General features: G+C 67.7%; 16 protein-coding genes. 9 read left to right on the top strand and 7 right to left on the bottom strand.

What is annotated here, in order from left to right:
* Window positions 1-107: 107 nt before the first annotated feature.
* The 6 genes from M0R80_23280 to M0R80_23305 form a co-directional block, all read right to left on the bottom strand.
* Window positions 108-1,568: a TonB family protein gene (locus tag M0R80_23280; protein ID MCK9462555.1), complete on the bottom strand. Its 1,461-nt coding sequence runs from the start codon at window positions 1,566-1,568 to the stop codon at window positions 108-110.
* A gap of 161 nt (window positions 1,569-1,729) precedes the next feature.
* Window positions 1,730-2,401, bottom strand: a complete 672-nt coding sequence (locus M0R80_23285) for a MotA/TolQ/ExbB proton channel family protein (protein ID MCK9462556.1) — start codon at window positions 2,399-2,401, stop codon at window positions 1,730-1,732.
* 22 nt (window positions 2,402-2,423) lie between these two features.
* Window positions 2,424-3,839 (bottom strand): tetratricopeptide repeat protein, encoded by a 1,416-nt coding sequence (locus M0R80_23290; GenBank protein MCK9462557.1) that lies wholly within the window; start codon window positions 3,837-3,839, stop codon window positions 2,424-2,426.
* A complete protein-coding gene (locus M0R80_23295; protein ID MCK9462558.1) occupies window positions 3,839-7,429 on the bottom strand; it encodes a tetratricopeptide repeat protein in 3,591 nt (1,196 codons plus the stop codon). The genes M0R80_23290 and M0R80_23295 overlap by 1 nt, the downstream gene beginning before the upstream one ends.
* Window positions 7,430-7,466: 37 nt before the next feature.
* Window positions 7,467-9,755 (bottom strand): tetratricopeptide repeat protein, encoded by a 2,289-nt coding sequence (locus M0R80_23300; GenBank protein ID MCK9462559.1) that lies wholly within the window; start codon window positions 9,753-9,755, stop codon window positions 7,467-7,469.
* A complete protein-coding gene (locus M0R80_23305; GenBank protein MCK9462560.1) occupies window positions 9,752-10,486 on the bottom strand; it encodes a hypothetical protein in 735 nt (244 codons plus the stop codon). The genes M0R80_23300 and M0R80_23305 overlap by 4 nt, the downstream gene beginning before the upstream one ends.
* A gap of 347 nt (window positions 10,487-10,833) precedes the next feature.
* Between M0R80_23305 and M0R80_23310 the strand changes: the two genes are divergently transcribed.
* The 9 genes from M0R80_23310 (at window position 10,834) to M0R80_23350 (ending at window position 22,043) form a co-directional block, all read left to right on the top strand.
* On the top strand, window positions 10,834-11,433 hold the full coding sequence (locus M0R80_23310; GenBank protein ID MCK9462561.1) for an RNA polymerase sigma factor: 600 nt from the start codon (window positions 10,834-10,836) through the stop codon (window positions 11,431-11,433).
* Window positions 11,430-12,641 (top strand): zf-HC2 domain-containing protein, encoded by a 1,212-nt coding sequence (locus M0R80_23315; protein MCK9462562.1) that lies wholly within the window; start codon window positions 11,430-11,432, stop codon window positions 12,639-12,641. Before M0R80_23310 ends, M0R80_23315 begins: the two co-directional genes overlap by 4 nt.
* 146 nt (window positions 12,642-12,787) lie before the next feature.
* On the top strand, window positions 12,788-16,975 hold the full coding sequence (locus M0R80_23320; protein ID MCK9462563.1) for an acyl-CoA dehydratase activase: 4,188 nt from the start codon (window positions 12,788-12,790) through the stop codon (window positions 16,973-16,975).
* On the top strand, window positions 16,972-18,237 hold the full coding sequence (gene hutI / locus M0R80_23325) for an imidazolonepropionase (protein ID MCK9462564.1): 1,266 nt from the start codon (window positions 16,972-16,974) through the stop codon (window positions 18,235-18,237). Before M0R80_23320 ends, hutI begins: the two co-directional genes overlap by 4 nt.
* Window positions 18,234-18,515: a hypothetical protein gene (locus M0R80_23330; GenBank protein MCK9462565.1), complete on the top strand. Its 282-nt coding sequence runs from the start codon at window positions 18,234-18,236 to the stop codon at window positions 18,513-18,515. The genes hutI and M0R80_23330 overlap by 4 nt, the downstream gene beginning before the upstream one ends.
* Window positions 18,516-18,665: 150 nt before the next feature.
* Complete coding sequence (gene rplM / locus M0R80_23335) at window positions 18,666-19,100, top strand: 50S ribosomal protein L13 (protein MCK9462566.1); 435 nt, start codon at window positions 18,666-18,668, stop codon at window positions 19,098-19,100.
* Between the two features lie 19 nt (window positions 19,101-19,119).
* Window positions 19,120-19,524 (top strand): 30S ribosomal protein S9, encoded by a 405-nt coding sequence (gene rpsI, locus M0R80_23340; protein MCK9462567.1) that lies wholly within the window; start codon window positions 19,120-19,122, stop codon window positions 19,522-19,524.
* Window positions 19,525-19,700: 176 nt separating this feature from the next.
* A complete protein-coding gene (locus tag M0R80_23345; protein MCK9462568.1) occupies window positions 19,701-20,807 on the top strand; it encodes a trypsin-like serine protease in 1,107 nt (368 codons plus the stop codon).
* A 63-nt stretch (window positions 20,808-20,870) separates the two neighbouring features.
* Window positions 20,871-22,043, top strand: a complete 1,173-nt coding sequence (locus M0R80_23350; protein ID MCK9462569.1) for a penicillin-binding transpeptidase domain-containing protein — start codon at window positions 20,871-20,873, stop codon at window positions 22,041-22,043.
* Between the two features lie 9 nt (window positions 22,044-22,052).
* On the opposite strand, the gene M0R80_23355 is transcribed toward M0R80_23350, so the two are convergent.
* Window positions 22,053-22,493, bottom strand: coding sequence for a CBS domain-containing protein (locus M0R80_23355; GenBank protein MCK9462570.1), 441 nt, complete (start codon window positions 22,491-22,493; stop codon window positions 22,053-22,055).
* Between the last annotated feature and the right edge of the window lie 436 nt (window positions 22,494-22,929).

Here is a 22,929-nt window from a genome sequence, read left to right on the forward strand (position 1 = left end):
CGCCGAACGGCGTCTCCGAACACTCGATTTCCGCGAAAGCGAATCCGAACTCCGCGGAGTCGAACCAGTCGGCAAGTCAGCGCGGCGGGCTTATGCGCAACAGGCTCCTAGCTGGCCGGCGTGAACATGAAGGGGTACTCGAAGGTGACCGCGCCGCCTTCGGGCGGCGGGAAGCGGAACCGCTTGAACGCGTCCTCGATGCACGACCCGACCTGGGGCGTCAGCTCGTTCGTGATGCACTTCGCGTCGCTCACCTTGCCGCTTCCGGAGATCGTGAACCGGACCGTGACCTTCCCCTGAAGCGTCGGATCCCTCTTCAGCGCCTGCTCGTAGCACCCCTTGATCGCGCCGATTCGCTTGTTCACGACGCCCGCAACCTCGCCCGGCTCGAGCATGCCGGAGCCGCCGGCCGCGGTCGGGTTCTTCTTCTTGACGGTGCCCTTGATCTGACGCTCCGCGCCCGGGCCCTCGGTGGCGACGTTCTTGTCGCCGTTGACCTTGATCTGGGAGATGTCCGCGGCCTCGCCGCTGCCCTTGCCGCCCGCAGGACCATGGAGCGCCCCGTCCTCGCCCGTCGCGACGCCGACGCCGCTGACCTGCGCCAGGAGCTCGTCCTGATCCGCGCCGACGTCTCCCCCGCGCATCACGTCCGCGATCGCGCCGTCGCCGCCCATCGCCCCGAGGATCTTGTTGATGCCGGTCTGGGCGAGCGCCTCGGCGAGCTGCGCCCTCTTCTCGGCGCGCTCCCGGGCGATCTCGTCCGCGGACTTCTTGGGCGCGTCGGCTTCCTTCCAGTCGTCCTTGCTCTTCTTCTTCTTGTCCTCTGCCTCGTCGGCGTCTTTCGCGTCTTCCGTCTGGCCGGTCTCGGCCTCGGCCTTCTTCTCCTCGATCTTGGCGACGCGCGGCTGGATGAGCTCCTTGTACTTCGCGAACTGCTCGTCCATGTCCGGCTTGGGCCAATCGACGTTCGCCCACCAGATGCAGAGCCCCGCCTCGACGAGAAGGAAGAACAGGATGCAGACCGTGGAGAAGTTGATGGCGTTGCCGAGCAGGTTGCCCTTGACCGCCGCGGGGAGCTGCGGCCGAGGCTGCACGGGGGGCGGCGCGACGAACTGGAACAGAATCGTGGAATCGCCGATCGTGATCTTGCCCCGAGCCTGGTCGTTCAACGGCAGCTGCCAGATCTTGCCCTTGGCGCGCGCCTTCCCGCTCTTCCTGATGTCCGCCAGCTCGGCGACCCCGCCCTCGAACGAGATGCGGCCGCCCATCGCCTCCGTGAAGTTGAGCGTGTACTCCTCGCCCTTCGTCTCGAAGAGCTCGAACCTCGCGGCCGGGAGATCCGGCGCGGCGAACACGAAATGCGCCTTCTCGGACGGTCCGACGGTGACCGTCTCCCGTCGCCGGATGATCCGCTCCTCGATGATCTTCCCGCCCTGGATGATCCCGATCCGCAGGACCTTGGGTTGGGTGGACTGGGCCGGCGTCGCCACCTTGCGGACGACGGGTCTGCTCGTCCGTTCGACGCCCTTGGTGCCGCCCGAGCTCGGCTTTCCGCCTGAAGACGACATCAGCACACTCCCAATCGGCACTCCGTCAGCCGCGATCGCGCTGCCAGAAGAGCCCGTTCCCTAGGGCCGGATCGACCCCATCTTCTAGAATATTTTTCCCCTGCCATCAACCACTAGTCCATCCGTCGAGACGCGTGAGCACGGGCGCGTGATCTTTTTTATTATGCGCCGTCCCTCTCGCCCGCAAGCCGCGCGCCACCGTTTTCCGAGCGCCGCCGCTCGGCGAGCATGTTCTTCAGCTTCGCCGAGTACCGGCCGATCTCGTCGGCGATCCGCGTCGCCACCCCCGCCTGGACGAGGTGCGCCAGGATGAACGCGGCCGCCAGGGAGAATCCCAGGGCCAGCGGGTACATGCTCGACGCGACCCCACCGGCAAATCCCGTCGGATCGAGCTCCGGCCCCGCGTTCCCGGAAGACGAAAACGTCCGGTTGAGGCCGATCGCGGCCCCGACCACCCCGACGCACGCCGAAACGACCGCCAGACCCAAGAACGCCCTCGAGCCCTTCCTGAGGAGCGGCACGACCTCGAGCGCCGCCTCCTCGATCGCTCCCTCGACCTCGCCGGGGTCGCCATCGGCCCGCTCGAGCCCGGCCCTGATCACCCGCGGCAGCGCGGCGCTCTGCGCGGCGTTGCACAGCTTGAGGGCGCGATCGATGTTGTTCGCCGCGACCAGCTTCTGGATCTGGCTCATGAACGCGACGGCATTGACGTTGTACTTGAAGAACAGGACCACGAACCGCACCGTGAAGACGGAGATGCCGACGGCGAGGATCAGGGCGAGAGCGCACATGCTCTCTCCTCCCTGCGAGAACGCCTGCATCACGGCATGCATCCGGAGCTCCTCCGCGGAATCCCTACTCCCACCCCTCGTCTTCGGGTGCGGGCTCGGGCTTCCCTCCCTCTTCCGCGGGCTTCCCCGCGCCCTCGGCCTCGGCCTTCGCCTTGGCCGCCTCCGCCGCCTCCCGCTCCTTGGCGCGCTGGGCCTCGGCCTCGGCCTGTTCCTTCGCCTGTTGGATGCGCCGCTCCTCTCGCTCGATCTCGACCAGGACCTCTTTCATGTACTTCCCGACCGGATCGTCCTTCGCGAGCTTGGAGCCCATCTCCGTGGAGTACTGGGCGAAGTAGCGCTTCGCCTCGCCGAGCCGCCCGAGCTTGTCGAGCCCGTCGAGCTCCGTGGCGGTGTAGTAGAGGATCCCCATGTTGAACAGCGCGCTCGAAAAGCGGCTGTCGAGCGCCCGAGAGCGCTCCAGCTCGACCCGGGCGTCCTTCCACCGGCCCGCGCCGCGCAGCGCGTTCCCGAGGTTCAGGTGCAGGATCGCCCACGACGGGCTCAATCCGATCGCGCGCTCGAGCATCCCGATCGCCTGGGCGTAGTTTCCGGAAAGAATGTAGAGCGTCGCGAGGTTGTTCATCGCCTCTATGTTGTAGGGATTCTTCGCGAGCGTCGTCTCGAGATCCGTGATCGCCTCGGCCTTGTTCCCCTGCGACAGCTTGATCTGGGAACGGAGGAAGTAGACCTCCGACATCTCCGGATTGATGGCGAGCACCTGGTCGAAGATGGACATCGCGAGCTCGTGGCGACCGATCCGAACGTTCGCCTTCGCGACGCGCAGCATCGCGTCCGCGCTCCGCTCGTCCAGGCGCAGCGCCTGCTTCGCGACGTCGATGGCGTCCGTGTAGCGCTGCGCCGCGATGAGGGTGTCGGCGTACCTGTTGAGCAGGTTCACGTTCTTCGGGTACGCGGTCGCCTTCTCCTGCATCAGCCGGAGCGCCGCGCCCACGTCGCCGAGCCGCATCTCGAGGCGCGCCGCCGCCGTGATGGCGGCCAGGTAGTCGGACTGCGCCGCGATCGCCTGCCCGTAGTAGCTCCGGGCACCCGCGTCGTCCCCTTGGCGCTCGCAGAGGACACCGAGGTTGTACAGCGCCTGGTACGCCCGGGGGTCGATCTCCACCGCCCGCTTGAACGCGCGCTCGGCCTCGGCGAGGTTGCCGGCCGCGCCCGCCCGGACGCCCTCGTTGTAGATCCCCTTGGCGTCCTGGTTCATCTCGTGCTGCTCGGGAGCCGCCTCGCCCGGCCCGGTGGGAACCGCGCTCCCCGTGCTCTGGTCATCCGCGACCGGCCCGCCGGCCGAACCGATGACCGGCCCCCCGGCGCCGCCCTCGAGCCCCGTTCCGCCCGCGGAGGCGCCCTTCTTCTTCGAGCCGCCGCAACCCGTCGCCATGAGCGCGACGAGCGCCGAGATCGCGAGAGTCGTGCAGAGCCGCCGCATCAGTCGACCTCCCCGGCCCATGGCGGGACGGCGACCACGTCGCTGCCCCCCTCGACGATGCCGTTGTGTTGGCGCGGGTAGTTGTCGGGATCGTACGCGTTCATGCGCTCGAGCGCGAGGAGCGTCCACTCGTTGCTGATGTTGCCCTTGCGCGCCAGATCGATGGCGATCTTGTACTCGGCCTGCGCCTTCTCCTCCATCGCGGAGACCGTCTCCTCGAGCTTCGCGCGGATCTTGTCCTCGATCTGGTACTGCATGTCCTCGCGCTCGTCGGCGGGCATCGACTTGATGTACTTGATCTCCGCCTTGCTCATCCCCGCCATCTTCAGCATGTCGTCGAGGGTCGGCATCGGCGTGTTCAGGTACGCCTTGGCGTAGACCTCGTACGCGTACCCGATGCGGAACTCCGCGGCGAGGGACCACTCCGGGCGGCGGTAGTCCGCGATCTCGCGGTACCTCGCCTCGAACTCCTTGACCTTCTCGGCGCCCTCGACCTGCTTCGCGGCGATCTGCTTCTGATTGCCCTTGATCTCGAACTTCTCGAACACCCGCATGTCCTCCTCGATGATGAGGAAGTTCGCGTGCGCGGCGTACTCGGCGGACATGGAGCCCGGCTGGTTGACGAGCCGTTTGTACAGCTCGACCGTGCGCTGCCAGGCCTTGATCTGGCTCTTCTTCTTGTTGCGGTTCCCCTCGGCCTCGGCCAGCCGGTAGGCGGCCTTGACGACGAACGGCCCCGCGGTGGTGTTGCGCTCGTACTTGCCCACGAAAGCCTCGTAGGACTTGACCGCGGCGCCCCACGAACCGGCGCGGAACGGCATGTCCGCGGCGTTGAACGCCGCCTCGACGCGCTTCGTCTCGTCGGCGACCTCGTTGGAGTAGCGCTGCCAGTACGGGATCGCCTGGTTGTAGCTCTGCAGGTTCGTCAGGATGTACGCCGAGTTGTAGACGCTGTCCTCGCGGTACTGCGAGCCCTTGAACTTCGGCGAATCGGCCAGGATCTTGTAGTTGGCGAGCGCCTTCTCGTACTCGAAGAACGCGTTCGCGGCGAACGCCTGCTTGAACAGGCACTTGTCGACCCACTGGCTCTCCGGGTACTCGTTGACGATGCGCTCGTACAGCTGCATCGCCGTCTCGAACCGCTGGGCGTTCTCGTACGCGAGCGCCGCGTTGTGGAGCGCGGCGTCGGCGCTCTGGTGCTTGGGCGCCTTCGCGACGGCCGCGACGAGCTGATCGCCCGCCTCGGTGCACACGGTCGCGTCCTTGCCGTCGTTGCACTCCTTGAACTTGTCCATCGCGCGCTGCATGGCGACGTCGCCGAGCAGGCTGCCGAGGTCGATGGACTCGTCGTCGGACAGCTTCGCACCCTCGACGGCGCATTGCTGCTGCTGCTCGAGGAGGGCGAGCCGCTCCTTCTCGTCGAGGTTCTGCTGGTCCACCGCCATGTTCAGGAGGACCTTCCACGACTCGAGCGAGATCTCGTCCTTCTTGCAGTACTTGACGTACGCGGCCTCGTACCGCTTCTTCGCCTCGTCCCAGTAACCGTACCTGTAGTAGTTCTGCGCGCTCTGGTACTCGAAGGTCGAGGTCTGCGGCGCGCCGGGGTTGTACTTCAGGTAGTTCTCGCGCTCGGCCATGAGCTCGAGCAGGAGCGGCGGCATGTCGATCTGCTGCGGTGCGGGCGGCTCGCCGGCGAGCTCGGGTGGCTTCTCGCGGAGGCTGAAGCGCCCTGCGGCCGCCTCGTTCTCGATCGTCCGCTCCACGCAGAGGATCACCATGTGCGCCGACTGCTCGCGGTACCGGTCGTCCAGGTTCGAGTCGCGCACCTTGACGTACTCGGCCTTCGCGGCGTCGTACTGGCCCGACCAGAACAGCGCGTCCGCCAGCTGGAAGTTCAAGTCGTAGGCGTCCGGCGTGTCGGGGTTCTGCTCGATGTACTTCCTGTAGGCCGCCGCGGCCAGGTTGTACTCCTCGAGCGCGAACCCCAGGATCTGCTCGTCGCCGGTGGCCTGCCCCTTGGCCCGGAGCGCCTGCGCGTTCTGGTGGTGCGCTACCGCGGCGCCGATGAGGGCGTCCTCCGACATCGTCGCGACCTGGTTCTGCGCCTCGGGGTGGTCCTCGTTGGACGTCCACCACTCGCTGCCCTTGCCGTACTTGTCGAGCTTGCTCCGCTCCGCGAGCTCCTCGTCGAACCTCCGCATCTCGCGGTACGCGTCGGCGATCCGGTCCTGGACGAACGGCGCCTGGACGTCGAGCGGCCACTTCTCGAGAAAGAGCTTCCAGACCGCGATGGCCTCCTCGTGCTTCTCGTTCTCGGAGTAGATGTCGCCGAGCCGGGCGTAGACCTCTCGGGTCCACTTGCGATCCTGCGGCATCAGCTTCGGGTCCCCGAGGCGCTCGATGCCGCTCACCGGGTCCGGCATCTGATCCACGTTCCAGTCGTCGGTGAAGAAGCAGACCGCCAGGTACTGGATCGCCTCGGGCCGCATCCCAGAGCTCTTCGACTCCTGCTCGTCCGAGAAGTCCACGACCTGCGCGAAAGCGGCGATCGCCTCGGGGTACCTGTCCGCCTTGAAGTAGCTCCACGCGAGCTTGTAGAGCCCCTTGTCGTAGAACTTGTGCTTGGGATCCTCGACGAGCTTCTTGTACGCCGCGATGGCGGTCTCGACGCCGTACCTGGAGGAGTCGTAGTCGAAATGGTAGTTGCCGATGAGCCACCACGACTCGAAGAAGAACCGGCTGTTGCCCCTGATGGGCGTGCACCCCTCGAACGGGTTCACGAAACCGACATCGATCGTCGCCTCAGGCACCCCGGTGTCCAGGCCGGCCGAGACGCGCGCCGGGCGCTCGGGGCCGCCCTTGCCCTTGGCCTCTTCGAAGGCCACCGGATCGTACGTGTACTTGTTCTCGCAAACGAGGTTGAGCCAGGCGAGGCGGGCCTCTTCCTCCTTGCCGGTGTCGTTCAGGCAGTAGCCGAGCAGGTAGTACGCCCCGTCCACGTTCGCGTAGTCCGGGTAGCGGCGGATGAGGTCGCGGAAGAGCGCGATGGTGCGATCGAACTCCTTCATCGGCGGCTCTTCGTCGCCGAGGGTCCCGGCCTCCTGCGCCTCGCCGTACTTCGCCAGCCGCTCGAGGAACTCGATGTAGGAGACGTCGTAGTAGAGCTCGGCCAAGCGGAACATCGCGTCCGGCGTGTACGGCTCTTCGTCGGGGTACTTCTTCAGGAAGGCTTCGAAGTACTCGATGGCGTCCCTGAGCGACTCGAGCTCGAGATCGTCCTCCTTCTCGATTCGTTCCCGGTACTTGGCCTCGATGGCCACCTTGCGCATCTCGTAGACGCTGCGCACGGTGCTGTCGATGACCTCCCGGAAGTCGGCGCTCCGCCGGATGTACAGCTCGAGATCCTGCGCGCGCTCCTCCTCGAGGACCTGGACCTGCTCCGGGGTGGGCGGCGTGAGCATCTGCCTCACGAGCGACGAGGCGCCGGCGCCGCCCACGGGGGCCGCGGGGACAGGCGATCCGCTCGCCGCCGTCGCGACGCACGTGAGGAGCGCGAACGCCGTCAGTCCGGGAGACGCCAACTGTTTCACGCGACTAGCCACCGATCCTTCTCCCGACGCGAACCGCCTACGGCGCGGCGTCACCGCTCTTGACCTCTTCGAACTGCTGGTCGAGGTTCTGGATCTCCATCAACCGTTGCTTGTTGTAGGACGACCCGCGTTCCCTGTGCTCTTCCTTGCGCATCCAGGCGACGTCGATGACCCCGACGTCGGCCTTGAGAATCAGGTTGTGGAACCTCACGCGAACGTTGCTGAAGTTTTCGAACGTGACGCCGCCGACGACCTCCTCGGCCTCTTCGTTGAGCGCCGTGAACTCGGCGCGATACTGCTTCACGTGTTCGCGCTCGGCGAGAACCTGTCGCCGGATCTCCTCGATCTGGCGGTCGGCCTCCTTGTCCGCCGCGACGCGGAACGCGGCGATCGACTCCTCGGTCGCCTCGATCTTGCCGAGGGTCTTGTCGATCCTCTGCCCCGCCTGCCCGCCACGGCTTCCGAGGAGCGCTCGCTCCTTGGCGCAGATCTGCCGGACCTTCTCCCGCAGCTGGTCGTCGGCCCGATCCAGGTTGTCGCCAACGCCGATCTGGTACCGCGCGCTCTCGATGTCCTCGCGGAGCTTCTTGAGCTCCTTGCGCATCTCGTCGACGCCGGACCTGTGCCGATTGAGCTCCTCCTGCAGCGCGGTGATGTTCTGCGCGGGGACGCCATCGGTGTAGGCCGGATCGGAGATGAACCGCTCGAGCGCCACGACGGTGGCGACGAGCCGATCGAGGCGGATCTCGTTCCGCGCGAGCTCCTGGCGCATGTGCTGGTACACGGCCCGCGCCTTCTCCTCGCGCCGCTGGAACTCCTCGTCGCTGGTCGGCAGCGCGTCGAGCTGCGACTGGAGCGCCTTCCTTTGCGCGGCGAGGGCACGGAGCTCCGCGTCGCCGGCGCCGAACTTCCGCTGCGCGATATCGAGCAGAACGACCCGGAGCTGCCCGCGCCGGTTGCTCATCTGCTGCGAGCGGCGCAACGCGCTTCGGATCGTCGGGATCGCGTTGACGCGGCTGGGCCCGTCGATCACGGCCTCGATAAGGCGAAGGAGGCGCTCGGTCTCGAGGGTGTACTCCCGCGCGACGCCGAGATCCGCGGTGAGGGTCAGCGCGCGCTGCACCTCCGGCTCCTCGCCGACCCACTTCACGATGAGCGGCGGCAGCGCGGCGGAGATGTCCGTCGTCGTGAGGCTCCGCTCCATGAGCGCCGTGAAGAACTGTCGCGTATCGCGCTGTTCGGCCATGACCTGATCGAGCTGATCCCGAACCGGGGTGAATTCGTTGATCGTCTCCTCGAACACCCGCTCCGCGTCGTCGTACCGACCCTCGTGCAGGAGCAGGTTGCCGCGGAGGAGCTTCGCCTTGGGCAGGTACCTGCTGTCGGGCACGGCCAGCGTGAGCACCTCGAGGAGCTGCTCGGCGGCCGTCGCGTCGCCGGTCCGTATCTTCACGGACGCCTGCTCGTACAGCGCCGTGTCGAAGTAGGGTGAATACTCGTCGACGAGCCGGTAGGCCTTCGCCGCGGTCTGCAGCATCTCCTTCTCGAAGTAGAGGCGCCCGAGGCCGAGGTTCAGGAGATCGACGACCTCCTGCTCCGCCGGCGTGGACGGGACCCGCGACGCCCCCGCCTGGAACGCGCCGATCGCGTCCACGAAACGCCCCTGCTTGGTGAGGATGGTGCCGATGAAGTACGCCGCCTTGAGCTCCAGCTCGGCGTTCCCCTTGACCCGCCCGAACTCCTGGCGGGCGATGTCGAGGTCGCCCTTGAAATAATAGAACTTCCCCTTCACGTAGCAGGTTTCCGCGGTATCCGTCTGGCCGAGCTGCGCGAGGTAGGTGTCCACGCCCTCGAACTCGTTGAGGTGAACCGCGATCTCGATGAGTCGCCCGATCGCCTTGAGCCGGAACCGCGCCATCCCCGGGCGCCCGCCCTCGTCGACCACGCGCTGGAACCACTGCCGCGCGCCGTAGTAGTCCCGCGAGAGGAACAGCGCGTCCGCGAAGTAGTACAGCGCGTCCGGATACGCGGCGTGGCTGGGGAACTGCTCGATCAGGTCCATGAAGATGATCGCCGCGCGCTGGTAGTCCTTGAGCCGATAGAAGTTCTCGCCGTCGATGAGCCGCTCCTCGACATAGTGTTCGCTGCGCAGCCCCCCGGCTCGGAGATACTGGGAGGAGAGCCCGTTCGCCTTGTCGCGGATCTCCCGGACCTCGGCTTCGACATCGCCGACATCGTCGGCCGAGGCGCCTCCGGATGCGAGCGACACCGCGCACAGCGCCGCGGCGCCGACGAGGGCCCGCGCGATACGGCGAAGAGTGATCACTCGGCGCCCTCGACCAACCCGGCGCCCTCCCCATCGGACGCCTCGGCAGGAGACTTCGCGGCCGCCGCGCCCTCGAAGTCGCTGACGCTCTCCATGTAGCGAACGGCCGGCCGTTCCTCGAGCGGCGTCGTCACGCTGCCCTTCTCGTAGCCGACCACCCCGACCTTGATCGTCTTGCCCTCACCGACGGTGAAGGTCCGACTCGAGCGAATCTTGAACGAGTAACCTTTTAAATAGGAAAAGATCCCGAACCCGTGCCCGCGGTACTGGAGGACGACGCTGAGGGTGTGGTCGCCGGGCATGACCGGCCCGTCGAAAATCTCGATGACGTCGCGCTCCGCGAGGTTCCCGTCCTCGTCCGTCTTGTTGAGAATCGGACCTCCATCGAGAAGGAACGTCGCCTTTGTCAACCAGAACGATCCACCCATCTCGTTATGGAAGGAGATGACAGCGTTGGCGCCGGCAATCCTCCTATCGAGCACGGTCTCGGCGAGGAGGCTCAGTCGCGCCTTGGACCGGAAGATCTGCTCCTTGAGCCGATTCACGCGGTCCTCGAGATCCTTCAACCTCACGGAATAGCTGCCTTTGTCACCTTCGGCGGTCTTCCCCGTCGCGTCCGTCGCCGGAGCCTCGCCTCCCGTGTCGCCGCCTGCAGTGGCGCCAGAGCTCGCTTCAGGGTCCGGCGTTTCCGCCTTGTCGCCGCCGGTGGTCGGGGTCTGTGCTGTCGCCATGGCCGGCCACACGAACAATCCACCTGCCAAGAATGCCCATCCCGCAAATCGATGCATAATCGACCTCACTCGACTGACTATGGAGAAGAGTTGTCACCTTCCCCCGGGTATGCAAACGCGACAACCCTAGTGGTCCATCTATTAAAAGTCAACGTCCACTATCATCCAGTGTTTCCGTTTTCCAAAACGGTATCGATATCAAAAAAGTCTTGGCCGCACCGCCTTTACAGAGCGCGCGCGAATGGGTACGCTCCGGGCGCTGAAGATCCTTTCGCCTGCTAGGACGTCTGCTCCAGACGCCAGGTCTCTGGCCGATCGAGGTGCGGACGGCGGAGGAGAACGCCCCCGTGGAGACGGCCCGAAAGACCGACGAGGAGCTGATGCAGGCGTTCCAAACAGGCGACGTCCAGGCGTTCCAGGTGCTGTTCGGGCGGTACGAAACCCCCGTCTTCGCCTTCCTGCTGCGGCAGTGCGGAAACCGAGATGCGGCAGCGGATCTCGCACAGGACGTCTTTTTCCGCGTCGTGCGCGGGGCGGCATCCTTCCATCATCAGTCGAAGTTTTCGACCTGGATTTACACCATCGCTAGAAACGCGGCGGTCGACGCAGCGCGCAAAGCTCGCCACAGGAACCATCCGTCGCTGGACGACTCCCCGAAACCCGACGGTCCACGCCTCGGCGACAGGATCGCGACGAAAGATCCCGGCCCCGACCGCAGCGCAACTGCCGAGCGGCTCCAGGCGGATCTCGTCGTTGCAATCGAGAAGCTCCCGGTCGACCAGCGGGAGGTGTTCCTGCTCCGCGAGTACCACGGCCTCTCGTTCAACGAGATCGCGGAGGTCGTCAACGCGAAGGTGGGCACGGTGAAGAGCAGGATGCGGTACGCCCTCGAAGCGCTGCGCCGCGAGCTGAGGTCCTACGAAGAGTACGCGAGGTCCCTGCCATGAGCTGTGACTGCCGAGAGTTCTCCGAGCTGCTCCTCGATCTCGCGTACGGCGAGCTGGACGAGGACGAGGCGAAGCGCCTCGGAGAGCACGCGTCGGCGTGCACCGCGTGCCGCGCACAGCTCGAGGAGATCGCTCTCACGCGCAAGCTCGCGAGCGCCCTCCCGATGCCCGATCCGATCCCGCGGATCGGTTCGGCCGTGCTGGCCGAGGCGGAACGCGTCGCAGCGATGGCGACCGCGCGGCCGTCCGAGGCGGACGCGCGCGGTGACAATAGGATCGCCGGGATCGCGGAGCGGGGACCGACCTTCCTCGATCGCTTGCGAGGAGCGCTCTTCAAACCGGCGTTCGCGACGGCCCTGGCCGCGACCGTCGTCTTCGCGATCAGCTTCTACCTCTACCGCACCGCAACCCCGGGTTATGATGGGGACCCCGGTGCGCCCGGCGCGCCGTTCTACGGTCCGGCGGGGGCTCCGGCCGCCGCCCCCCTCGCGGCCGCCGAGTCGACCGCCATCCTGGCCCGTGCCGACGGCGCACGCGGCGCGGAGGAACGGATCGCCGGCGAGGACGCGATCGCCCGGCGCCCGGCGCTCGCGACGTCGCGGAGCGTCGCCCAGGCCAAGGGCTCGCTCGGCACCGCGGGGCCCGCGCAGGTGAACTCCGCCGACGAGCTCGACCGCGCCGAGGCCGAGACGGGCAAGCTGGCCGCGGCGGCTCCTGCCGCGGGGGACGCGCCGTCGTGGGGACAGGGCGGGGGCGGCTTCGCGAGCGAAAAGAAGGCCGATGGCGCCGCCAAGGAGGCGCCGGCCCCGGCACCGGCGGATCACGGCGCGGCCGAGGCGTTCGCCGAGGGGATGGACGCCTACGATCGGGGCGACTGCGCCGCCGCGACCGCGTCGCTGGAGCGCGTCGTCGATTCGTACGGCGCGCCGATCGGCCTCGTCCCGAAGGCGTTGCACCACCTCGCGCGGTGCGCGCGCCGGTCCGGGAGCTGCGGCCGCGCGGTGGTCTACTACGAGCGGCTGTTCGCGGAGCATCCCGGCTACGAGCAGCGCGCCGACGCGATGTGGGAGGCCGCCGCCTGCCACCGCCGCCTCGGCCACGTCGAACAGTCGCTGGCCCTCCTCCGACAGCTCACGCAGCTGCCGGGTTGGGGCGCGAAGGCGGATTCGGAAATCGACAGCATCGAGAGCCTCGCCGCGGATCAATAATCCGAGAACCAAAAGGGTTGCCCCGGGCGCGCTCGGAGGTTATTCATCTCCCCGACCGCACGGGGCGGAGCGGAGGCAGGGCGACTCGCATGAAGGCAAGACGACTCGTAGGAATCGACGTAGGCTCGACAAACATCAAAGTGTGCATGTTCACCGAAAGGGGCGAGGAGCACCGCGTCCTGGCCCACGAGGGCAACGTGTCGGGCGCGACGCGCAAGCTGCTCGACGAGCTCGGAGCGTACGCCGCCGACCACGAACGCACAGCCGCACTCGTCACCGGGACCGAGGGTCGCCATCGGTTCACGCTCCCGGAATCGATCGCGCCCATCGCGATCGAGCGCGCCCTCAACGAGCTCGGTCTCGCGCCGCGCGCCGTGGTCTCCATGGGCGGCGAGGATCTCGTAGTCTACACGCTCGACGATCGGGGTCGGATCGTGACGACCCACGCCGGCAACAAGTGCGCGTCCGGGACCGGGGAGTTCTTCCGACAGCAGCTCGGGCGCATGGACATCGGCCTCGAGGACCTCGAGCGCGTGGCAGTGGGCGCGAAGGTCGTCCGCCTTTCTGCACGCTGCTCGGTGTTCATGAAATCCGACTGCACCCACCGGCTCAACAAGGGAGAGTCCACGGTCGGCGACATCGCCCTGTCGCTGAGCAAGGTGATGGCCGACAAGGTCTCCGAGTTCCTCACGAAGAGCCGCATCCGAGAGGGCCGCGTCGTGCTCGTCGGCGGGGTGACCCGCAACCGGTTCATCGTCGAGTTCCTCAAGGAGGCGTGGCCGTCGCTGGAGTTCGTCGTCCCGGCCGAGAGCCCGTACTTCGAGGCGTACGGCGCGGCGCTCCTCGCCGGCGAACGGGGCGCCCCGCTGCCGGAGCCCGACGCGCTCTTCAAGACCGGGGCAACGCTGTCCTACGCGACGTTCCCGCCGCTCGGCGGCTCGGGCGAGAGCGTCCGCTACGTCCCCTCGCGCCGCGGCGCGTACGTCGACGGCGCCGAGTACATCCTCGGCGTGGACGGCGGCTCCACGACCACGAAGATCGCGCTCATCAACGCCGAGACGCTCGAGATCGTCGCCGAGCACTACGGCCGGACGCACGGCGATCCGGTCAGCGCGCTCAAGGCGTGCGTCGCGGAGGTCCGCAGGCAGCTCGGCGAGAAGCGCCCGCGAATCAGCCTCGTCGCGACGACCGGCAGCTCCCGTGAGCTGCTCGGCGTGTTCCTCGAGACGCCGGCGGTCTACAACGAGATCATCGCGCACACGGTCGGCACCACCTTTTTCGAGAAGGACGTCGACACGATCTTCGAGATCGGCGGGCAGGACGCGAAGTACGTCTTCATCAACAACAGCGTCCCGATCGACTACGCGATGAACGAGGCGTGCTCCGCGGGCACCGGCTCGTTCCTCGAGGAGTCCGCGCGCGGCGATCTGAGCATCGACGAGGCCGCGGCGATAGGCCCGGTCGCGCTCGAGGCGAAGGCGCCGCTCAAGTTCGGGGAGCACTGCTCGGCGTTCATCAACTCGGACATCCGCAAGGCGATCCAGCAGGGCGCCGCGCGCTCGGACATCGTCGCCGGGCTCGTGTTCTCCATCGTCGCGAACTACCTGAACAGGGTCGTCGGCAACCGCCGGATCGGCGAGCACGTCGTGCTGCAGGGCGGCGTCGCGAAGAACCCGGCGGTCCCGCTCGCGTTCGCGCAGCTGACCGGGAAGAACATCGTCGTGCCGCCGGATCCCGAGCTCATGGGCTGCTTCGGCGTGGCGCTGCTCGCGCGGAACAAGCACGCCGAGGGCGCCGTCGAGAAGGGCGACTTCAAGCTCGAGGACATCGAGGGCAAGACGATCGTCACGAAGGGCACGTTCGCGTGCAAGGCGTGCGACAACCTGTGCCCCATCCGCAGGCTCGAGGTCAACGGGCGCCCGTACTCGTTCGGCGGTCGGTGCTCGAAGTACACGAACGCGCGCAAGCACAAGAAGGTCGACCAGGACCGCGTCGTCGACTACACGGCCGAGCGCACGCGGTTGATCTTCGAGGAGCACGCGCCGCCCGCGGACGCCTTCGTCGCGCGGACCGAGAAGACGGTCGGCGTCCCGATGGCGTTCTCGATGCACTCCCTCTGGCCGTTCTACTCCTGGTTCTTCCACGAGCTCGGCGTCCGGCTGATCCCGTCGACCTCGATCGCCGAGGAGGGGATCGCCAAGCTCGAGAGCAACTACTGCTTCCCCGCGGAGATCGCCCACGGCGCGATCCAGGACATCCTGGACAAGGGGACCGACTACGTGTTCCTGCCGTTCTTCCGCGACATGCCGTCCACCGAGGAGGCGCCGGTGCACGCCACGGTGTGCCCGCTGACGCAGGGGCTCCCGTTCTTCGCGCGGCAGGCGTTCAACCTCGACGACAGCCGCGTCCTACGGCCGCTCGTCTCGTTCAAGCGCGGGTTCGACGCGAGCCGGGGCCAGTTCGAGGACGTCGCCGCGAAGCTCGGCCTGTCCCGCGCGGCCGGCGGCGCCGCATACGACAAGGCGATCCGCGAGTACGAGCGGTTCCTCGAGCACTACCGGGTGCTCGGCCTCGAACTGCTCGAGAAGATCAAGGCGGACCCGGACACGGTCTACGTCGCACTGCTCGGCCGGCCGTACAACGCGTTCACCCGGGACGCCAACATGGGGATCCCGCGGAAGTTCGTGTCGCACGGCGTGACGGTCGTGCCGTTCGACATGATCTTCGACGCCGCCGCTGAGATCTTCCCCAACATGTACTGGTACTACGGCCAGCAGGACATGAAGGCCGTGCGGAAGATCGCGGAGATCCCGAACCTCTACGCGACGTGGATCACGAACTTCTCGTGCGCGCCCGACTCCTTCATGCTGCACTACATCCGCTGGATGATGGGGCGCAAGCCGTACCTCGTGCTCGAGATCGATTCCCACTCCGCGGACGCGGGCATCGACACGCGCATCGAGGCGTTCCTCGACATCGTCTACAGCTACCGCCGCGCCGGGCTCGCCCCCGCGCCGCCCATGCCCAGGCGCAGGTACGAGCTCGCGCGCAAGAAGGAGTTCGTCGACGTCGTCGACCACGCCACGGGCGAGAAGATCGACATCCGCGATCCGCGCGTGACGCTCATCTGGCCCTCCATGGGCGATCTCGCCACGGAGGTCACGTCCGCGGCGGCGGGGAAGGCGGGCGTGAAGTCGATCCACCTCCCGGTGCCGGACGTCCAGACGACGCAGCTCGCGCGGAACGTCGCCTCGGGCAAGGAGTGCATCCCGTCGCTCCTCGTGCTCGGCCTCATCCTGCAGTTCCTGCGCCGGCACCCGCCGAACCAGGAGGGCGAGATCCTGCTGTTCTTCGTCCCGTCGACGCTCGGCCCGTGCCGGACCGGGCAGTACTACGTGTTCTACGAGCGCCTGCTCGAGGAGCTCGGCTACCACAACGCGGTCATCCTCGTCGGCGACTCCTCCAACTCCTACCGGGAGATGGGGCCGACCTTCAACCGCGACATCTGGTGGGGGCTCGTGCTCGGCGACTACTTCACGGACGCGCGCACGGGCCTCAGGCTGCTCGCCAAGGATCCCGAGGCGGCGATGCGCGTCTTCGAGGAGCGCTGGGCCGACGTCGTCGACACGGTGCGGATCGGCGGCGACATCGAGAAGGCCGTGGCCCGCGCCGGCGCGGCGTTCCGGGCCATCCCGAGGCGGCGGGAGCTGCGCGACGTCCCCCACGTCCTCATCGTGGGCGAGATCTACGTGCGCCGCGACACGTTCTCCGTCACGGAGATCACCGACTTCCTGATCGACAAGGGGATCTACCCGAAGGTGACCGGCATCACGGAGTGGATAGGCTACACCGACCACTGCCGGTGGCGGGCGATGGACAAGCGGCGGCGCACCGAGGGGCTCGTCGGCTCGCTCGCGTCCGGCGGCTGGAAGGACCGCGCGTGGTACGAGATCGAAACCTTCTACAAGGAGATGGTCGAGCACAAGATCGCGCGCCACCTCAAGCCGACCGGGCTCATCCCGCACGTGCCGCACGACATGCACGAGATCATCGCGAACGCGGACAGGCTCTTCATCGATCCGGAGCTCGAGAGCGAGGCGACCTGCTCGTCGGGCGTCGCCGCCACCGGCATGCAGGACGGCTACAGCGGCGTCGCGATCATCGCGCCGTTCGCGTGCCTTCCCGGGCGGCTCATCGAGGGCGTCTACGCCCCCTGGGCTCGTCAGAGGGGATACCCCGTGATCGCGCTCGAGAACGACGGCCAGCCGTACCCGCCTAACGTCGTGGCGCGCATGGAGATCTTCGCGCACAACGTGAACCGCTACCGCAAATGAAGGAAGTCGATCTGATCGTCCGCGGCGCGTCCCAGGTGCTCACCATGGAGCCTCCGCTCTCGAACGCGCCGGAGGCCGACGCCGACGCGCGCGAGGTGGGCGCGATCCTCGGCGGCGCCATCGCGATCGCCGGCGGCCGGATCGCCGACGTCGGGACCGAGGAGCGGATCCTCGACACGTACCGGGCGGCCGAGACGATGGACGCGGCCGGCGGCGTCGCGGCGCCCGGCTTCGTCGATCCGCACACGCACGCGGTGTTCGCCGGATCGCGGCACGTCGAGTTCGGCATGCGGATGCGCGGCGCGACCTACCTCGAGATCCTGGCGGCCGGCGGCGGCATCCACGCAACCGTGGCCGCCACGCGCGCCGCCACGCTCGTGGAGCTGGTGTCGTCCGCCCTGCCGCGCCTCGAGCGCGCGCTCGCGCTCGGCGTCACGACGATGGAGATCAAGAGCGGGTACGGGCTGGACGTCGATACAGAAATCAAGATCCTCGAGGCGGTGCGGCAACTGGACGGCCTCCAGCCGATCCGACTCGTGCCGACGTTCCTCGGCGCGCACGTCGTCCCCGCGGAGTACACGGATCGCCGCGACGCGTACGTCGACCTGCTCGTGACGCGCGTCATCCCCGAGGTAGCGCGCCGTGGCCTCGCCGCCGCGTGCGACGTGTTCCTCGACCGGGGCGCGTTCGACGCCGCGGAGGCGCGGGCGATCCTCGAGGCCGGGATCGCGTGCGGGCTGCGGCCGAAGATCCACGCCGGGCAGTTCACGGATCTCGGCGGGCCGGAGCTCATCGCCGAGCCCGGCGGCCTGTCCCCGGATCACCTCGAGGTGATCTCCGACCGCGGGGTGGCCGCGATGGCCGCCGCGGGGGTGACCGCGGTGCTGCTCCCCGGCGCGGCGTTCTCCCTTCGCGACGAGTTCCCGAACGGCCGCAGGCTCGCGGACGCCGGCGTTCGCGTCGCGCTCGCGACCGACGACAACCCGGGCAGCTCGCGGACCGAGAACCTCCCGCTCATGGCGTCGATGGGCGCCGCGCGCATGGGGCTGACCTGCTCCGAGGCGTGGCGCGGCATCACCGCGAGCTCGGCCGCGGCCCTCGGGCTGTCGGGCGAGGCCGGGCGGCTCGTCGCCGGGGCGCGGGCCGACGTCGCGATTTTGCGTATTCCCGATTTCCGCTCGCTCATCTATCATTTCGGAGTCAACCATACAGCGGCCGTCATCGTCGAAGGCGTCGTGACGGTACATGGTGTCGCGTCATGACCCAGGATTACGTCGATATCTACAAACGGTACCTGTCGAAGTTCGAGGAGCTCTTCGGAGCGCTGAGCTTCGAGGAGACCGTCCGCTACAAGGGCAAGCTCATCCGCAAGCTCAAGTACGACGAATTCGTGACGAAATGGAACGAGTTCAAGAAAATCGAGAGCTACCTCAAGGAAGTCATGACGAAGGGGGCGACGCTGAACGACGAGGTCAATAGGACCTACGCCGAGCTCTCGGCGACCGTGCTCGAGAACCCCAAGGACTTCATGCTGCTCTAGCGCGACCGAATTCACCCTTCAATCCGGCCGTTTCTGCGCTTGACACCACACGGCCTTCGGACTAAGAAGGAGCGCTCCGGAGGCGGGTCGGGCGCGCTGCGCCTGCGCCGTCGGGGACAAGGACGAGAAGAGGACAGGCTGGAGCTGATGATGTCGACTTACAGTGCAAAACCGGACGAGGTCGAGCGCCGTTGGTTCATCGTGGACGCGGCCGACAAGACCCTGGGGCGGACGGCGAGCAAGATCGCGGTGATCCTCCAGGGCAAGAACAAGCCGAAGTACACGCCCCACGTGGACACGGGCGATTTCGTCGTCGTGGTCAACGCGGCGCAGATCCGGCTGACCGGGCGCAAGCTGGACGACAAGATGTACTACCGCCACACGGGCTGGGTCGGCGGCCTCGTGTCGACGTCGGCCAAGGAGCTCCTCTCGCAGAAGCCCGAGGAGCTCATGAAGCTCGCGGTGCGCGGGATGCTCCCGAAGTCGAAGCTCGGGCGCGCCATGCTCGGCAAGCTGAAGATCCACGCCGGCGCCTGCCCGGCTCACGGTTACGCGGCGCAGAAGGCTCAGCCGCTTGAGGTCTGAGGAGAAGAGGTAAAGTCCGATGACGACGACGAGCACCGAGGCACGTTGGTACGCCACAGGCAAGCGGAAGTGCGCCGTGGCGAGGATCTGGATGACCTCCGGCACGGGGAAGATCACCGTCAACCGCCGCGAGGAGGAGATCTACTTCCCGCGGAGCATCTCGCGCATGATCATGCGCCAGGCGCTCGAGCTCGTCGAGGCCGAGGCGCAGTACGACTTCCTCATCAACGTCCGCGGCGGCGGCTCCTCGGCCCAGGCGGACGCCATCAAGTTCGGGATCGCGCGCGCCCTGTGCGTCGCGGAGCCGGCGCGCCGCTCCACGCTGAAGAAGGCCGGGCTCCTGACCCGCGACGCCCGCGAGGTCGAGCGCAAGAAGTACGGCAAGCCCGGCGCGCGCCGTTCCTTCCAGTTCTCGAAGCGCTAGAGCGCCCCTCCCTTTCGTCCCGCTCCCGCCAATCGACCGATCCCGGACGACGTCCCCGCGAAACCCGATCGCGCGCCCGACCGTTTTTTTAGAGCCCCGCCCGGGCGGTTGTGGCACTGCACATCATGGCGGATGTGGTATGTTCTCGACAGGGACGTAGAGAAAGGACTCGCGGAATGACAAGAATCGGCAAGGCGCTCATGGGCCTCCTCGTGCTGGCCGCCTTCGCGGTCGTCCTCGGCGGCGCCGCGCCCCCGAGCTGCACCTCGCACCAGAGCCGTCAGGTCGCCGTCAACCCGTTCTTCAACGACAGGCCGGGGTTCTTCGGCATCACCGGCGGCACGGCCACGGGCTACGACAGCTGGAAGGGCGCCATCGCCGTCTACGGGGACATCGGATCCCTGTGCAGCGGCTCGTTCATCAACCCCCGGGTCGTGCTGACCGCCGGGCACTGCGTCTACTACCCGAGCGACGGCATCAACTACGTCTCGAACCCCGGCGGCATCGCGATCCTGGGCGGCGCCAACCTCGACTCCCCCATCGTGTACTCGTACGCGGCGACGGACGTCGTGAAGTACAGCAACTGGAACGGCGACATCAGCGGCGTGCCGAACGTCATCGACGCGGCGCTCATCCTCCTGAGCGCGGACGTGGCGCCCGAGGTCTACAACGTCCGGAGCAGCGCGCCCTCGTACGGCGAGGACGGCATCATCGTGGGGTACGGCAACAACTCGACGGGCTATGGCTCGGGCACGCACCGCTACGGTGAAACGACGATCCTCGGCAACTGCTACGGCTCGCCGAACTACCTCGAGATCGGGAACCCGACCGGGACGTGCCAGGGCGACTCGGGCGGGCCGCTGTTCACGCAGGTCGGCGGCGAGTGGGTGGTCACGGGCGTGACGTCTTTCGGCGGCGAGTACTGCGATCCGGACCAGGGAAGCTACTCCACCAACATGACGCTGCGCCGCGACTGGGTCGACGCGCAGGTGTATTCGTGGACGGGCGATCACCTGGGTGAGACCGACGCCGACACCGACGCCGACGCCGACACCGACGGCGACACCGACGGCGACACCGACGGCGATACCGACGGCGACACCGACGGCGATACCGACTCCGACTCCGATTCCGACGTCGACGGCGATACCGACGCCGACGCCGACGATACGGGAGACCCGGACAAGTTCGGGCTCGACGGCGAGAACCCGCTCTCCTCGTGCTCCGCCGCGCCCGCGGCGCCGCGCGTGTTCTTGCTCTCGCGCCTTTTCGAAGCCCTGTAGCCCTCCCTCCCCTCGCCACCCCGTTTTTTGGTCTTTGCGGCGTCGAACCGCTAGGCTTCGCGTATGCGAAAGCGGAACTTCCTGACGCTCGTCGAGATCATCGCCCTGCTCGCCACCTGCTCTTTCACGCTCGGCGCGGCGCCCGCGGAGCGATCCGCCCAGCCGGAGGCATTGCGGGACGTCTCGCCCGCCGCGATGGCGCTCGATGGAGCGCGGTACAGCCAGACCCTCGAGGACGGCCGCAGCGCGGTGTTCACGGTCCAGCCCGAGCTGCAGAAGTTCGCGAGCTCGCTCCTCGAGGACAACGACGTCCCGACCGGCGCGATCGTCGTGCTGAACGCCAGGACCGGCCGCGTCCTCGCACTGGCGCAGCGCCAGCGCGGCGTCGAGTCGCCGACCGTCGCCTTCGATCCGTCGCCGCCCGCCGCGTCGCTCTTCAAGATCGTCACGACCGCGGCGCTGCTCGAGCGCCCCGGCGTGTCGCTCGACACCGTCCAGTGTTACCACGGCGGCTCGCAGCGCCTCGAGGAGCACAACCTCGTCGACTCGGAGCGCGACGACACCGCGTGCGCGAGCATCTCCCAGGCGCTCGGCCGCTCGATCAACGCCGTGATCGCGAAGCTCGCAGATCGGTACCTCGAGGCGAGCTCACTGCTCCGGGTCGCCGAGCACTTCGGCTTCAACCGCGCGATCCCGTTCGACTTCGCGGTGCCCGAGTCCCAGGCCGAGATCCCGAGCGATCGCCTGGAGCGGGCGCGCGCCGCGGCCGGATTCTGGCACACGCACCTCTCGCCGCTCCATGCGGCGATGATGGTCCAGGCCGTCGCCCACGACGGGGCGATGCTCCGGCCCTACATCGTCGACAAGGTCGTCGGCCGGGACGGCGCGCTCCTCTACGAGGGCAAGCCGCAGCTCGCCGCGCGCCCGATCTCGGCCGACGTCGCGCGACGCCTCCGCGCCGCGATGCGGGAGACGGTGGCGAACGGCACGGCGCGCAAGGCGTTCCACAAGCCCGGCCTCCCGTCGCTCGCGAAGGTGCGGGTCGCGGGCAAGACGGGCACGCTGACCGGGAGGAGCCCCTACCGCGCGTACAGCTGGTTCGCGGGGTTCGCGCCGCTCGACTCCCCCGAGGTCGTGGTCGCGGTGCTCATCGTCAACGAGCCGCTCTGGCGCATCAAGTCGTCGGAGACGGCCGCGCTCGTGCTCGACAAGTACTTCTCGCTGAAGAAGAGGTAGCCGCGGCGCTCAGCCGGCGAGGACCGCCTTGCAGAGATCGCCGCGGGAGATCGTGCCGACGAGCTTCCCGCCGTCGACCACGGGCAGCACGCGGATCTGCTTGTTGACCATCGCGGACGCGGCCTTGATCAGCTCGTCCGACGGCTGGAAGGTCAAAGGCGCCTTGATGACGATCGACGCGATCTCGCGCCGGGCGACCTCCCTCCCCTTCTCGAGGAAGACCTTCCACGCGCCGCCGAGCGAGGTGCCGTCGCGCATGAGCTCGTCGTAGTTCGGCAACGTCGCCCGGATGAGATCCCCCTCCGACAGGACACCGACGAAGGCGCCCTTCGCGTCGACCACCATGAGGTCGCTCGCCTGCGTCTCGGCCACGCGCCGCGCGGCGTCGGCGAACGTCGCATGACTGTCGATCACCGCCGGCTTCCCGTTCATCACCTCGCCGATCTTCACGTCGCACCTCCTCCGCTGTCGTAGCGCGCGCCGATTTTATCCCAACGCACGCGCCTTTCAAACCGAAACCGCAGCGCGGCTGCGGTCTTTCGCACCTCGGTTGCGGCCCCCTCGCATCTCCGCTGCGAACCTTCGCATCTCGACTGCGACCCCCTCACCTCTCCAGTGCGGATTTTCGCACCTCGACTGCGACCCCCTCGCATCTCCAGTGCGGAACTTCGCACCTCGACTGCGCCCCCCTCGCCTCTCCAGTGCGGATTTTCGCACCTCGGTTGCGACCCCCTCGCATCTCCGCTGCGAACCTTCGCATCTCGACTGCGCCCCCCTCGCCTCTCCAGTGCGGATTTTCGCACCTCGACTGCGCCCCCCTCGCCTCTCCGCTGCGAACCTTCGCATCTCGACTGCGACTTCCCCGCACCTCGGCTGCCTCGAGAGG

Source organism: Pseudomonadota bacterium, assembly GCA_023229365.1.
GTDB lineage: Bacteria > Myxococcota_A > Polyangia > JAAYKL01 > JAAYKL01 > JALNZK01.